Here is a 15448-nt window from a genome sequence, read left to right on the forward strand (position 1 = left end):
GTTTAAAAGTTTCATTATATCGTTGTCTTGATTCGCTCATGGATAGACACCTCTTAGTTCATAGTTAAGATTATTATTACTCCTACACTAAGAGACGTCCACTTTTAATTCTAAGTGCAAAAATCCATCTATATCACAACATGAGCAGGACTACCATTACTTCCACATACAGTTCCAACAATACAATCCGCGTCAGCTCGGCTATTCTCAAATTAAAAATCCTTAACTGCTAATTAGCAGCTAAGGATTCTATTTTCTTATGATCTCACTTGTAAGAATTGACGGAAAAGGAATACTGCCTTCAGCTTCAAGAGATCATTGACTTTTTTGAAATCAACTTGTAGAAGATCACTGATTTTCTCCAACCGATACGTAACCGTATTACGATGAATGAATAATTGCTTTGCCGCTTCGCTAACTTGACCATCATTCCGAATAAAAACTTCAAGTGTACGAATCATCTCTTGCGAGTACTCAGGATCCTTCTCTAAAAGAGGCCGCAAGATCTTGGCGCAGTAATCCTCCATCATCGGTGACGACAAGTGTTGGAAGAGATGAGCGAATTCAATCGTTTCATAATGAAGGACGCGATCCGGCAAACAGAGTTTCTCAGCCATTCGCCCCGTTTCACCACATTCGAGGTACGCTTCACGAAGCGCCGTTGGCTTCACCTTCAGCGCTGATGTATAGAACACCATGCCATCGAGATCGGACGCATGACCAGCGTCTCCCTCATATTTGCTTAACAATTGCGATAACTCTTCTTCTGGGAAGCCATCCGCTTGCGTCGTTGAGTAAATCGAGAACATGTGATCCCTCAGAACGAAATGATGTCCACGCAAATTGCTTGATTTCGAATGGGACTCCATATATTGCTTTAACTCTTTGAGCTTCTCGTTTGTAACATCTGGAATCAAAGACTCCTTCTTGCACTTCCCAATAACGCATTGGTAGCTACCTGCAAAGATGAATAATCCTCTGGACTCCGCTTGTTCCATAAACTCTTCAAGTGAGGTTCCTTTATCCAAATAACGAATCAAGTTATTCTGCAAATCTCGCTCCGCTGAAGCTTCCACATGGGATCTGAATGTATAACTCATATGAAAGGTCAAAATATCAGCCGCTTGTTGGAACAAACCTTCTTCAACGGTTGCCAGTAACATAACATCCGGAATAATTAACAAATGACCCAATGGTTCATCATCTTGTTGTTGCAATCCAATGCGATAGGCTCTATCTTTCCCTGCGTACACCCATCCAGATTTCCGCTTTTTCGGCCAATTCTGAGCAAGTTGATCTGAACTCCAGTTACTTGTATTATATAGAACTTGACCTCTCGCTCCAACGACTGCCATCGGATACCCCAAAATTTCACAGACGAGTTGAAACATAGAGAGCATATTGTCTTGCTTTAGTCCAAATTGCATCAGCTTCTTCTGCTTCTCTAAAACCGTTTGCAGCAGTTCTGTATTTCTACGGTATTCAGCATTAAAGAGTGCATTCATTTGATCCGAAAATGTAAATTGAAAGGGCATTTCAATAATTGGAAAATGTAATCGATCCGCTTCGTCCATAACGATTTGCGGCAGCTCCGTCCAAAATCTCCCGAGCTTAATCCCTAGACCTGCAGCTCCGCGGTCATTTAATTTGCGCAGGAGGTTCACGGTTTCTTGCGGGCTGTCTTTCATCGCGAAGGCTGTAGTAAACAACATTTCACCTGATTTTGTCCAATCTGCAATGTCAGGTGCGTCCATGACATTGACTGATTTCACTATTCGGGATTCCCCTTGTTTCCCGGCGACTAGCTTTGCTTCCGTTAATGGATAAATCGCCAACGCTTCACGAATGGTAAGATGCATCGTGCTTCCCCCCTATGCCTTTTCATCGATTATAGGATGACCGTATGTCATCAGTCAATGCGTTTGCGTAAGAAAACATGACATCAATAGAAATTTTATGAAATTTTCATGAAAATTATTAATTTTATGTAAGGTTATATAACATCGAATAAGGAAAAGAACCTTCACAACCACGATCTTCATGGTAATGAAGGCTCCTTTTGCTGAAGCTTTCGTCTAAATCACACGAAACGTCCCCGTCCCCATCGTTCCCAAATTACCCTCACTATCTTCAACTCGGCCTTGTGCTGTAATCATTTTACGCGATTGATGGACAAGCTCCGCTGTCACAAGCAGTCTCCCTGCATATAACGGAGATACAAAGTGTACATTCAAATTCGTCGTTACTACCTTCTCCTCTGGTCTAGCAATCATTGCAATAATCCCCATTGCGGTATCCAACAACGAGGACGTTACACCGCCATGAACCATGCCGATTGGATTCAGATGATGCGGCTTCGCATCCAAGGCAATCGTGATGACACCGTTCGTCATTCCAACAAATTCACAACCCAGAAAACCCCAGAAGGTGGGCTCCGCCGCTGCTGCGAGTTGCTGCAATTTGCGAATTATACGATCATTTCCATCATCCATTGGACTCCCTCCTTCTTTGTATGGGCTGCCCCTACGCATGACGAGAATACACTTACTGCTTTACTTCTTCTTCAAGTAATTGCCGCCGGAGCACTTTTCCAATCATCGTTTTCGGCAAAGATTGCCTGAATTCAACTTTACGCGGGACTTTATAGGCCGCCAATCGCTCTCTACACCAGATATCTAAATCCTTTTCCGAAAGCGTCATACCTTCCCTGAGCACGATAAAAGCTTTCACAGTTTCCCCACGGTATTCATCGGGAACACCAGCGACAGCTGCTTCAAGAATCGCTGGATGCTCGTAGAGCACTTCTTCAATATCACGCGGATAAATATTAAAGCCGCCGGCAATAATTAAATCCTTTTTCCGGTCAACGATCGAAAAGAAACCATCCTCATCCATACGTCCCATATCCCCGGTATATAACCAGCCATCTTTGATTGTCTTAGCCGTTTCCTGCTCCCGCTTCCAGTACCCCTTCATAATTTGAGGACCTTTAATTATAATTTCACCGATTTCTCCAATCGGCATTTCCTCCCCAGAGTCAGAATCCACAACTTTCGTTACTGTATCTGGAAAAGGCACACCGATGGACATGATTTTACGAAATCCCCAGATCGGATTGGCATGCGTAACAGGGGAAGCTTCTGTTAGCCCATACCCTTCAATTAATCTACCTCCGGTCAAAGCTTCAAATCGCTCTTGAACCTCCAAAGGCAGTGGCGCTGAACCGCTTACACAAACATTGATCGAAGAAATATCAACTTCTTTCACTCGTTTATGATTGATTAACGCGACATACATCGTAGGTGCACCTGGGAAAATAGTAGGCTTTAATTTATGAATCGTATCGAGAATCATATCAATATCGAATTTTGGAATCAGAATAAGCATACCTGCTCGATACATGGATTGATTCAGTAGAACCGTCAAACCAAAAACATGGAAACAAGGAATGGCGCCTAAGAAACGATCTCCGCCAGGCTGGACTTGATAACACCAATTGCTCGTCTGATACGTATTCGCAATTAAATTGGTATGCGTTAGCATCACACCTTTGGATAACCCTGTGGTTCCGCCCGTGTACTGAAGCAAGGCAATATCGTCATCTGCGTTAACATCCACACAGATAGGCGCAGCCGAAGCTGCTCGCAGTAATTTCTTAAATGCATAAACGCCATCACCATAGGTAACATCGAGCTTGGCGCCATCCTTTTTCATTTTAATCGGATATAAAAGATTCTTAGGAAACGGTAAATAGTCCTTAATCGAGGTCACGATCACATGTCGTATAAATGTCCGCGATTTCGCCTTCTGAACGCGATCAAATAGCAAATCCAACGTCACGATGACGACAGCTTCCGAATCAGAGAGCTGATGAATCAGCTCTCTTTCTACATAAAGTGGATTCGTCATCACGACAATTCCACCCATCATCAACGTGCCGAAGTACGCAATGATAGCCGAAGGACAATTCGGCAACATGATCGACACCCGTTCCCCTGGACGTACCCCAAGATCCATTAACACGTGAGCAAATTGATACGACGCATGAAGCAATTCACGATACGATAGCTTTTTCCCCAAGAAATACAAGGCAGGCCGTTCGGGAAATTGATGAGCTGAATCAACCAACAGACGTGCTAGATTATGTTTCGGGTACTCGTAAGTCGGCGCCACTTCCGATGGATAATGACGCAGCCAAGGCTTTGTCTCCCTCATACAAAACCATCCCCTTCAGGTTCTTGACATCGATACTCATCCGATGAATTTCTCACCCTGAATTACACGTGCGGCGATGTCGCGCTTCAACCCCACTGTATTAACACTGCTGCGTCTAGACAATTTCTTGAGAATAGAAAGCTGAGTCCGAAGCACATCTCCTTCTTCCATCGTACTGAGCGCTTCTTTCGCATATGCCTCAATTTTATCAAAAGCCTCATGAATAAATACCGTCGTGAGCTGAATGGCGTTTTTCGCCTTACTTTCGCCTTGTTTGTCAATGAGTTTTTGGGTACGGAGCAGCCCACTTTCCCCTGCAAAAATTTGAATCATAATATCCGCAAGGTTACTCAACACCTCTTGATTCTTCTCAAGTGCCATGCCATATTTTTGTACGGCAAGCCCGCCGACCATGAGGAACACCTTTTTGGCCATCCCCACCAAATGAGTTTCTTCAGCCAAAGTACCTTCAAACGTTTGGCCTGGCATGTAGGCAAGTAACTCGCCTTGTAATGCTTGCGCTTTTTGCAACAAAGGCAGTTCACCTTTCATTGCTTTCTTCACTAAGGTACCCGGGATGAGCAAGCGATTAATTTCATTCGTCCCTTCGAAAATACGATTAATCCGCGAGTCGCGATAGATCCGCTCTACTTTATATTCTTGAATAAAGCCGTATCCACCGTGAATTTGTAGTCCCTCATCCGCAACAAAGTCAAGAACTTCCGATGCGAAAACCTTATTAATTGAGCATTCCAGCGCATATTCCGATATGCCTTTCGCTGATATTTTGCCTGCATCAGCACTAGAATGGTCGATATCCTTGAGAATTGTATCAAATAGGCCAGTCGTCCGGTACACCATGCTCTCTAAGATATATGTCTGAATGTTCATCTCCGCAAGTTTTTTACCAATTAATGGAAATTTAGAGATTGGTGTCTGGAATTGCTGGCGTGTATTCGCATATTTCACTGCAAGCTCGATCGTCTCCTTGGAAGCACCTAGACAACCAACAGCTAGTTTATAGCGTCCGATGTTCAAAATATTAAAAGCGATGAGATGCCCTTTCCCGATTTCACCGAGCAGATTCTCTACAGGCACTTTCACGTCTTCAAAAAATAGCGGGCGCGTTGAGGAACCTTTGATTCCCATCTTTTTCTCTTCTGGCCCCATGGTAAAGCCAGGATCACCTTTTTCCACGATAAATGCGGTAAAGTCTGTGCCGTTGATTTTGGCATACACGATGAAGATATCCGCAAAACCAGCGTTAGTAATATATAGCTTGGATCCGTTTAAAAGGTAGTGCTTTCCGTCGTCGGAAAGGCGTGCCGTTGTTTTGGCACCAAGCGCATCGGACCCCGAAGTCGGCTCCGTTAAACAATAGGCGGCTATTTTGGCGCCTGTGGCGAGGTCTGGTAAATATTTCTTCTTCTGTTCTGTGGTTCCGAAGAAAACAATTGGCAGCGTTCCGATGCCCACATGCGCCCCAATGGATAAAGCAAAGGAGGATGCGCGCGCTAAATTTTCGCTGATGATTGTCGAGCTGACCTTATCCAAGCCAAGTCCACCGTAAATTTCCGGGACGTCAGCACCTAATAACCCAAGATCACCGGCGCTTCTCATGAGTTTTACCGTCAAATCATAATCTAGTTTCTCCAAATGCTCATCATTCGGCATAACTTCCCCGTTCACGTAGTCACGTGTTGTTTCTGCAATCATGCGATGTTCTTCCGTGAAATCCTCCGGAGTTACGATGGAATGAAAATCCAGATCCGATATAACAAAGCTTCCGCCAACGATTTTGTTCGTCATGAGTCAACTCTCCTTATGAATTAAGATAATGAGGAATGATTAATGAAGATGGATTAGATAGGATCGCGGTTATTCCGCTGGATGAACTAGAAAAACGCCTGCCGCTCCCATCCCGCCGCCGATACACATCGACACGACCCCGTACCCTCCACCCCGGCGCTGCAGCTCGTAAATCAAACTAGTTGAAAGCTTTGCACCCGTGCAGCCAAGTGGATGACCCAGCGCAATCGCTCCTCCATTTACATTGACTTTCTCTTCGTCAATTCCCAGCTCGCGAACGATATGAACGCACTGCGAAGCAAAAGCTTCATTTATCTCAAAGAGATCGACTTGATCTTGGGAAATACCAGCCATCTGGAGCGCCTTCGGAATCGCTTTGACGGGGCCAACGCCCATGATTTCCGGCTCTACACCGGAAAGTGCGAAGGACAGGAACGTCGCCATCGGCTTCAGCCCGAGCGCTTCCGCGCGCGCTCGGCTCATCAGCACGGCCGCCGCTGCGCCGTCCGACGTCTGTGACGCGTTGCCCGCCGTCACAGAGCCCCCCAAGCTGAACGCAGGCTTCAGCTTGGATAAGGTCTCCACGGATGTATCGGGGCGAACGCCCTCATCCGTGGCAAAGATATACGAGTGAACGAAGGCTTTGCCTCGTTCGTCCACGCCTTTCACGCTCGTGCTCACCGGCACGATCTCATCCGTGAAGCGGCCTGCTGCGATGGCCGCCGCTGCCTTCTGATGGCTGCGCGTCGCGAAGCCATCCTGCGCTTCGCGCGAGATGCCGAAGCGCGCAGCTACGGCTTCAGCCGTATGCCCCATGCCCATGTATACCTCGGGCATGGTCTCGACCAGCCGCGGATGCGGCGAGAGCTTGAAGCCCGTCATCGGGACGTGGCTCATGCTCTCAACGCCTCCGGCGATGATCACCTCGGCGTGGCCGAGCATAATGCGCTCCGCCGCATATGCGATGGCTTGCAAGCCAGAGGAACAGAAGCGATTGACCGTGATGGCCGGCACGGTCACGGGAAAGCCCGCATACAGCGACATCGTGCGGGCGAAGTTCAGCCCTTGCTCGCCTTCGGGCATCGCGCACCCGATGATGATGTCCTCGACATCACCCTTGTCGAGACCAGGCACTCGCCGTACGGCCTCTTCGAGTACGGCTTTGCCTAGATCTTCCGCGCGCGTTTGCGCGAAACTGCCTTTCTTTGCACGCCCTACGGCGGTACGTGTTATCGATACAATGACGGCTTCCTTCATCGAACTCACCTCATTAGGAATAGTTGGGTATCCTACTTCACAAATTGTGTTCTCATCTTTTTCGTTATACTTTTCTTTATCTTATTCATTAAATTTTCATTATCTTTTTCATTAACTTTTCGTTAACCTTTCGTTATCTTTCCGTCATCCTTTCCGTCATCCTTTTCGTTATCTTTTTCATTATCTTTTTGTTATCTTTTTGTTATCTTTTCGTTATCTTTTCGCTATCTTTTCGCTAACTTTTCATTTTCTTTCCGTCATCCTATTCGCTATCCTTTTCGTTATCCTCATCCTCAGCCCTATCCTCATCCTCATTCTCGCCATCGTATCCACCATCACCCTCATCCCCTGCACCTAAAGGGAACGAGAGTGCGCTATTTCAGCGAAATGAGCTCATTATGGCGCGAAAGGGAACGTAGGTGCACTATTTACCCATATTGACGACTATTAGCTCCCTTTTGGACTAAATAGCGCACTGTAGTTCCCCTTAGCTTCGGAATCAGGGTCAATACGTACAAATAGCGTCTGTACGTTCCCTTTCGGATTTCGGATTTCGGATTTAGGATTTAGGATTTAGGATTTAGCCAACGCCATTCTTAGTTCCTCAACGCCTTCCCCTTCGAGAGCATAAACTGCATCCGCTGCTGTGTCTTGATCTCACCACATAAGCTCAAAAACGCTTCGCGCTCCAAATCGAGCATATATTGCTCCGTCACCAATGTTCCTGCAGGCACATTCCCTCCAGCCAGCACATGTGCGAGCTTATTCGCAATTAGCTGGTCATGCGCACTGATATATCCGCCCTTAAGCATCGAATAGGCGCCGACCTGCATAACCGCCTTTCCGTTCTCGCCCACGACACGGATCTTCTCAATCGCAGGTGGTGTATAGCCTGCCGCATCCATCCGGAGCACGGCTTGCTTCGCTTCATAAATTCGATGATCCGAATTCACCACGACGGAATCTTGTGCTCGCATATAGCCAAGTCGTTTCGTATCATGGCCGCTCGTGGACACCTTCGCCATGGCTACCGTCTCAAAAGCTGCATTGATCCACGGCTGCAGGTCAACCTCCGGGTCTCTCACTTGTTGACTAGCTAGCAGCGCTAATTCTTTGCAGCCGCCTCCCGCAGGAATGAGCCCAACGCCAGTCTCAACGAGTCCGTAATACGTCTCCGCCGAGAAAATCGTTTGATCCGCCGGCATACACGCCTCTACGCCACCACCGAGCGTCATTTTATGCGGAGCAGCGACAACCGGTTTATCCAGTCTTTTCAGCTTCAGCATCGCGTTCTGGAATAACCGAATGATGCCATCTACTTCATCCCATTCGCCGTCCTGAGCTTCCATCAACAGAAGCATCAAATTAGCGCCAACGCAGAAGTTTTTACCTTCATTGGCCACAACCAGCCCTCGATAATTACTACGCACCTCATCCACACTTTGCTGAATCATCGTAAGAATATCCGCGCCTATGGCATTGTTCGGTGAGTTGAACTCCAAGCAAGCTACATCATCACCGATATCAATTAAACTCGCTCCGCTGTTCGAGCGGATGACTTTGTTTTGCTGCTTAAGAGACGCCAGTGCGATGATTTCTGGCCGCGACTCCACCTCGCGAAGTTCCTGGTTTAAGATCGCGAAGGTCCGTCCTTCTTTACGCTCATAGAAGCTGTCATGCCCCGCGTCAATCCACGCTTTTACCCATTCAGGCACTGTGCTGCCTTCTGCTTCCATACGTTCCACAGAACGTTTTAGTCCAATCGCGTCCCACGTTTCAAAAGGTCCCAACTCCCAGTTAAAGCCCCACTTGAGCGCATTATCGATGTCCACGTTTGTTTCCGCGATTTCATCACGTTTCTCAGCTGCGTACAGCAGAACTGGCTTCAAAATGTTCCACGCCAGATCCGAATACCGATCCTTCGCACCTAATAAGGCTTTCAGCTTCCCAACTGTCCCCTTTGCTTGTTTGGCAGCCTCCAAAGATGCTGAACTAATTTTGCGGCCTACCGCGTATTCCATCGTTTCTAAATTCAAAGCCTGAATTTCCTTACCCTCAGCTGTTTTCACCTTTTTATAAAAGCCTTGACCTTGTTTCTCGCCGATCCAGCCTTTGGCTACCATCTCTTTCAGAAGGGCGGGAGTATCGAAGATATCCTTCTCCACTGGATCCGTCACGAGATCAAACACATTGTTCGCCACATGTACAAACGTATCTAGACCAACAAGATCCAGTGTGCGGAATGTCGCACTTTTCGGCCGCCCCATCGCAGGTCCTGTTACCGCATCTACCTCTTCAACCGTATACCCGTTAGCCAGCATTTCTCGTAGAGTAATCAGCAAACCGTAAGTACCAATTCGATTACTTATAAAATTCGGTGTATCTTTCGCTTGCACAACTCCTTTACCAAGCTTTTTCTCACAAAAATCACTCATATAGGCGATAATGGCAGGATCGGTCTCCTCATTCGGAATGATTTCCAATAATTTCATGTAGCGCGGTGGATTAAAGAAATGAGTTCCTAGAAAATGCTTCTTGAATGCTGCCCCAGCGTTCTCCACCATGGCATTTATAGAAATCCCTGACGTATTCGATGAAACGATCGTACCTGGCTTCCACACCTTTTCAATCCGAGCGATTAGCTCTTGTTTAGCCTGCAAATTTTCGATAATAACTTCGACGATCCAGTCCACTTGGCTCAGCTTCGCCAAATCATCTTCAATATTTCCTGGCGTAATGCGTGATGCAAAAGCTTCACTATACAAAGGTGCCGGGTTTGTCTTAGCGAGCTTCTCCAAGGCACTTACCGCAAATCGATTCCGTACTTTGGGATGATCAAGCGTTAAACCTGTACCTTCTTCTTGCGGCGTTAACTGATCCGGCACACGATCAAGCAATAAGACAGGAATACCTACGTTAGCCAAATGCGCAGCAATACCGGAACCCATTACGCCCGAACCGATTACTGCTGCCGTACGAATAGTTGTCATGAGATCATCTCCTAAAAGTTTTTCGATAGAAAAACTAGCATCGTAAGCACTACTTAAGTTGCCTTTAGAAAACTAGCTTCGTTAGCACTACTTTAGTTTTTCGATAGACCAAACACCGATTGTGCCAAAATTTCTGCGATATCCCTAGCTTTTACCTGCTCCTCAACTTCTTTCAGCTTCGTGCCATCCTCCACCATCGTCAAACAATAAGGACACGCCGAGGAGATCACCGTTGGTTTGACACTTAGAAGCTGCTCCGTACGCGCCACATTCACACGAGTACCCGCTGTTTCCTCCATCCACATCATGCCTCCACCCGCTCCACAGCACATGCTGTTCTCACGAGAACGCGCTTGTTCCACAAGTTCCACGCCAGGAATCGCCCGCAACACATTACGTGGCTCTTCATACACCTCGTTATAACGGCCTAAGTAACAGGAATCGTGGTACGTTATGCGTTCATTGACCTCATATTGCGGAGTCAAGCGCCCTTCTTTCACCCATAGATCCAGCAATTCTGTATGATGAAAAACTTCTGCCGTTAAACCAAATTCGGGATACTCATTTTTGAATGTGTGGTACGTATGCGGGCAAGTCGTGACGATCTTCTTGACCTTATACTTTTGAAAAGTAGCAATATTGTCCGCACACAGCTGTTGGAACAAGAATTCATTCCCCATCCGACGCGGTGTGTCGCCAGAATTTTTCTCCTCATTTCCTAATATGGCAAAAGAGATACCAGCCTCCTTCATTAATTTCACGAATGCATGTGTAATTTTGCGACTGCGATTATCGTAAGCACCCATCGAGCCCAAAAAGAACAAATACTCGAAGGTTGGATTTTCCTTAACCGTTCGCACTTGAAGTTCGTCTTCTGGGTCAACCTCTTTGACCCATTTCACACGATCATTGCGGGAGATCCCCCACGGATTGCCTTGCCTTTCTATATTTTGAAGTGCGCGTTGCCCGTCATACGGCATACTGCCTTGCGTCAGCACTAGGTGCCTGCGCATATCAATGATTTTATCCACATGCTCATTCGCAACGGGACATTGATCTTCACAGTTTCGACAGGTTGTACAAGCCCACAGCTCTTCCTCGGTGATCACACCTCCGATGAGTTCCACTTCGAGTGCGTTCCCTTGCGATTCTGGCGCAAACACCATGGCTGGTACCCAAGGGGATTTCGAGGTAATGGCAGCACCTTTCTCCGTCAAATGATCGCGCAGTTTCGTAATGAGATGCATCGGTGACAGCAGCTTGCCTGTCGTATTAGCGGGACACACGCTCGTACACCGACCACATTCAACACAGGAGTAGAAGTCAAGCATTTGCTTTTGCGTAAAATCCTCAATCTTGCCAACACCGAATGTCTCGGCGTCTTCATCCTCCAAATTTAGGGATGCCAGCTTACCTGTCGGCTCCGTGCGTCGCAGCAAGATGTTTATCGGAGCGGTAATAATGTGAAAATGCTTGGACTGCGGCACATAGATAAGGAAAGATAACAGAATCAGCAGATGCATCCACCAGGCAGCATAGAAGCCCACCGTCGCCGCTGATGTAGACATCCCATCGAACATACCAGCCCAAACCGATGTCAACGGAGCGAAGCCTGAAGCCGGCAATCCCTCGCGCACTCGTTCAAAGCCACCGCTTATGACGACTGACAACATCAGAAACATGATAAAAAACACAACAATACTTGGCTTCCAGCCTCGCTTAAGGCGTTTAAGCTTCTCGACATAGCGTCGATAGGTCGCGTAGCCCATGGCCAGCACGATCAACCCGACCGTCACTTCCTGCATGAAGGTAAAGTAGTCATAACCTGGGACAGGTAACCCTCGGTCAATTAATCCTTTTAAAATAAGGTCCAAAGCGCCTAGCTGTAGAATAATGAAGCCATAAAAAATCACGATATGCATAATGCCGCTTTTTTTATCCTTCATTAATTTCGTCTGGCCAAAAACTTGAACCGCGAACCCCTTGAGCCTTATATTAGCTTCCTTCTTCAAATCCACCGATTTCCCCAACTGGATGTATAGGTATCGGTGATACACAACCCGGCCGAACCCGTAGAGTGCCAAACCCGTAACCGCCAGAAAGAGGAGAAACTGAATCAGCGTACCGGTCATGGAGGACCCTCCTTTTATTTAGTTTGTCAGCATTTTTGTTAACGCTTACATTCATGAATCGCAAAAAAGCAAATTCCTTGAATCTCATTTTTTAAAAATATAAGAACGTATACGTTTCACGTTATACAATGCTTATATTTCTCCATAAACACTGTGAGACGTCCTTGAAGGACGGCATAGCCCGTTTATTTTGAATAAGAGTAGAAACTTGCTTCCATGTGATGAGTATGCCGACAAACCTCCCTACTTGCTTGGTTAAGCGGAATAAGTCGTTGACAAGGCGTACTGCGTATTTTATGATGAAATTACAAAAATGAATGAGTATTCATTCACCGATATTTGTATTCTAACACCGAGGTGATCTCCTTGACAAGTGGCAAAAAACCAGACAAGTATTATGCAATTCTCGAAGGCGCGATGAAGGTATTTGCGGAAAATGGGTTTCACAAATCCCAAGTTTCGCGTATTGCCAAAGAAGCCGGCGTCGCAGATGGCACCATTTATCTTTACTTCAAGAAGAAGGAGGATATCTTAACTAGTCTTTTTCAAGAGAAATTAGGCGAGCTCGTTGAGAAGTTCAACCTTGCTGTCCGTGAAAGCACGAGCCCAAAAGATGCATTACGCAAAATCTGTGAGATCCATTTTAGCGAGCTGGAAAATAACATTCATATGGCTTACCTCACGCAAATTGAGCTTCGTCAAAGTGATTTGGAGCTTCGCAAAGAGATTGGTCTTGCCCTAAAGAGATATATTATCCTCATTGAAAATATATTAGAAAAAGGTAAGCTTGATGGCAGCTTTCGTGCGGATCTGGATGTGAAGCTGGTGAGACTCCTCATTTTTGGAGGTATGGATGAAGTCGTTACCTCTTGGCTGATTTCCGGGCAAAAGTATTCATTAACCGCACAAGTTGGTCCTACGCTTGATTTTTTCATTAAAGGAATTGAGACGTAATTTAAACGTTGGGCAAGCGAGTAATGATCTCTATTTCATGTATATTCAGGAGGGAGCCCTACTATGGACATTTTTGTATTATTGAAGCAAACGTTTGATACAGAGGAGAAAATCGTCTTGCAAAATGGTGTCGTGCAAGAGGATGGTGCGAAGTTCGTCATCAATCCGTACGACGAGTATGCGGTAGAGCAAGCTATTCAACTGCGCGATGAGCATGGCGGTAAAGTGACGCTTCTTTCAATAGGGCCAGACCGTACGGCGGAAGCGCTGCGAACTGCTCTCGCGATGGGTGCTGACGAGGCTGTACTGATTACCGATGATCGCATCATCGGGGATGAATTCGAAATTGCAGAAATCTTAGCCGCATATTTACGCAGCCAGTCTGTCGACCTCTTACTAGGAGGCAACTTCTCCGTTGATAATGGTGCAGGCCAAGTAGCTATTCGCCTTGCAAACCTACTTGGATTGCCACATGTCGCTTCGATTACGAAGCTCGAAATTACAGGAGAACAAGCGCTTGTTCACCGCGATGCTGAAGGCGATATCGAAGTCATCGAGGTACCGCTCCCTGCTCTTTTTACAGCGCAACAAGGCTTAAATGAACCTAGATATCCCTCACTTCCTGGCATCATGAAAGCGAAGAAAAAACCATTCCAGCACTTAACCCTAGATGACATTTCTGGCGGAGATGCTATTCTTGCCAAAACGACACGACTGGCTTTATCCCTCCCGCCCGAACGTCAAGCGGGTCGCATCCTCAAAGGCGAACTTGCCCACCAGGTAGCTGAGCTAGTTCAAGCACTACGTAATGAATCCAAAGTAATCTAAAAACCCCCTACAAAGTGAAGTATGACTTCGAAAAGTAATCCAAATTGCTTTGCGAGGACCCCGAAACCATAAATAACTTAGGAGGCTACAACGATGGCAAAACAATTTCTCGTAGTTGCAGAAGCTCGCAGTGGCAAGCTTCGTCAAGTATCCTTTGAGTCCTTACGTTCGGCGCAGCTCTCTGCTTCAGATGGAGATACATTTGCTGCAGTTCTGCTCGGTGGTGCTGGCACGAAAGCATTAGCTAGCGAACTTGCTACATACGGCGCAGACACCGTCTATGTCGTCGAAGATCCTCAGTTAGAGAGCTATAGCTCAGACGCGTATCTAAGTGCCCTATTGGCCGTGATCTCGGTCGCCGGGCCTCATGCCGTTTATTTCGGCCACACGGCTATTGGCCGTGACCTTGCTCCTTTGGCCGCCGCTTCGCTCGCAGCAGGCCAAATCTCAGACGTTACCGCCATCGAACGCAGCGGCGATAACGTCTTGTTCACCCGACCGCTTTACGCTGGCAAAGCGGTCGAAAAGAAAGCGTTTACCGACCCGGCTGCGCCATGGGTCGTCACGATTAGACCGAACAACATCGCAGCTGCACAGCCTGACACTTCGCGTCAAGCAGCGATCATCGATGTTGCCTATCCCGCTCCCTCCCTGCGCAGCATTATCCGGGAGGTCGTGAAAAAAACGTCCGGCGCCATCGACTTGGCAGAAGCCAAGATCGTTGTCTCCGGCGGACGGGGCGTGCGCAGCGCCGATGGGTTCCAGCCGCTCGAAGAGCTGGCTGCCGTCTTAGGCGGCGCTGTTGGGGCTTCCCGCGGAGCCTGCGACGCGGGGTACTGCGAGTACGCGATGCAGATCGGCCAAACCGGCAAGGTTGTGACGCCGGAAATATACATCGCGTGTGGGATTAGCGGCGCCATTCAACATTTGGCGGGGATGAGCTCTTCGCGCGTCATCATCGCGATCAACAAGGATGCGGAGGCGCCGATCTTTAAAGTCGCCGACTACGGTATCGTCGGCGATCTGTTCGAGGTCGTGCCGCTGCTGACCGAGGAGTTTAAGAAGCTGCTACAATAATAATATAACCTCGAAACGCTATAGCTTCGAATAAGCCCATGCCATTACGCATGGGCTTATTCGATTTCATTTTATCTGAGCTTGGTATTGTAATGCGAGCGAATGAAAAATGTAATAAATGGAAATATTACAAAAAAATCACCTTCAGGATAACGATCCATTCGTAACTGTTAAAGGGGAACACAA

At 47.0% G+C, this 15448-nt stretch carries 10 protein-coding genes; 3 read left to right on the forward strand and 7 right to left on the reverse strand.

Annotated features, from left to right (window positions below; all coding sequences use genetic code 11):
- Positions 1-257: 257 nt before the first annotated feature.
- The 7 genes from HQN88_RS36460 to HQN88_RS36490 form a co-directional block, all read right to left on the reverse strand.
- On the reverse strand, positions 258-1859 hold the full coding sequence (locus HQN88_RS36460) for a PucR family transcriptional regulator (protein WP_173121402.1): 1602 nt from the start codon (positions 1857-1859) through the stop codon (positions 258-260).
- A 216-nt stretch (positions 1860-2075) separates the two neighbouring features.
- The gene (locus tag HQN88_RS36465) at positions 2076-2492 is read right to left on the reverse strand and encodes a PaaI family thioesterase (protein ID WP_173121403.1); all 417 of its coding nucleotides are present in this window, start codon (positions 2490-2492) and stop codon (positions 2076-2078) included.
- Between the two features lie 52 nt (positions 2493-2544).
- Entirely contained in the window at positions 2545-4215 is a 1671-nt protein-coding gene (locus HQN88_RS36470; RefSeq protein ID WP_173121404.1) for a long-chain-fatty-acid--CoA ligase, read from the reverse strand.
- 36 nt (positions 4216-4251) lie between these two features.
- Positions 4252-6024, reverse strand: coding sequence for an acyl-CoA dehydrogenase family protein (locus HQN88_RS36475; RefSeq protein WP_173121405.1), 1773 nt, complete (start codon positions 6022-6024; stop codon positions 4252-4254).
- 69 nt (positions 6025-6093) lie between these two features.
- Positions 6094-7281: an acetyl-CoA C-acyltransferase gene (locus HQN88_RS36480; protein WP_173121407.1), complete on the reverse strand. Its 1188-nt coding sequence runs from the start codon at positions 7279-7281 to the stop codon at positions 6094-6096.
- A gap of 596 nt (positions 7282-7877) precedes the next feature.
- Positions 7878-10271 carry a 3-hydroxyacyl-CoA dehydrogenase/enoyl-CoA hydratase family protein gene (locus tag HQN88_RS36485; RefSeq protein WP_173121409.1) on the reverse strand — a complete coding sequence of 798 codons (2394 nt, stop codon included), beginning with the start codon at positions 10269-10271 and terminating at the stop codon, positions 7878-7880.
- Positions 10272-10363: 92 nt separating this feature from the next.
- On the reverse strand, positions 10364-12403 hold the full coding sequence (locus HQN88_RS36490; RefSeq protein WP_173121411.1) for a (Fe-S)-binding protein: 2040 nt from the start codon (positions 12401-12403) through the stop codon (positions 10364-10366).
- Positions 12404-12769: 366 nt separating this feature from the next.
- On the opposite strand from HQN88_RS36490, the gene HQN88_RS36495 reads away from it, so the two are divergent.
- The 3 genes from HQN88_RS36495 (at position 12770) to HQN88_RS36505 (ending at position 15262) form a co-directional block, all read left to right on the forward strand.
- Positions 12770-13357, forward strand: a complete 588-nt coding sequence (locus HQN88_RS36495; protein ID WP_274318768.1) for a TetR/AcrR family transcriptional regulator — start codon at positions 12770-12772, stop codon at positions 13355-13357.
- A 63-nt stretch (positions 13358-13420) separates the two neighbouring features.
- Complete coding sequence (locus HQN88_RS36500; protein WP_173121413.1) at positions 13421-14185, forward strand: electron transfer flavoprotein subunit beta/FixA family protein; 765 nt, start codon at positions 13421-13423, stop codon at positions 14183-14185.
- A gap of 93 nt (positions 14186-14278) precedes the next feature.
- Complete coding sequence (locus tag HQN88_RS36505; RefSeq protein WP_173121415.1) at positions 14279-15262, forward strand: electron transfer flavoprotein subunit alpha/FixB family protein; 984 nt, start codon at positions 14279-14281, stop codon at positions 15260-15262.
- The last annotated feature ends 186 nt before the right edge of the window (positions 15263-15448 follow it).

The organism is Paenibacillus qinlingensis (genome assembly GCF_013204845.1).
GTDB lineage: Bacteria > Bacillota > Bacilli > Paenibacillales > NBRC-103111 > Paenibacillus_E > Paenibacillus_E qinlingensis.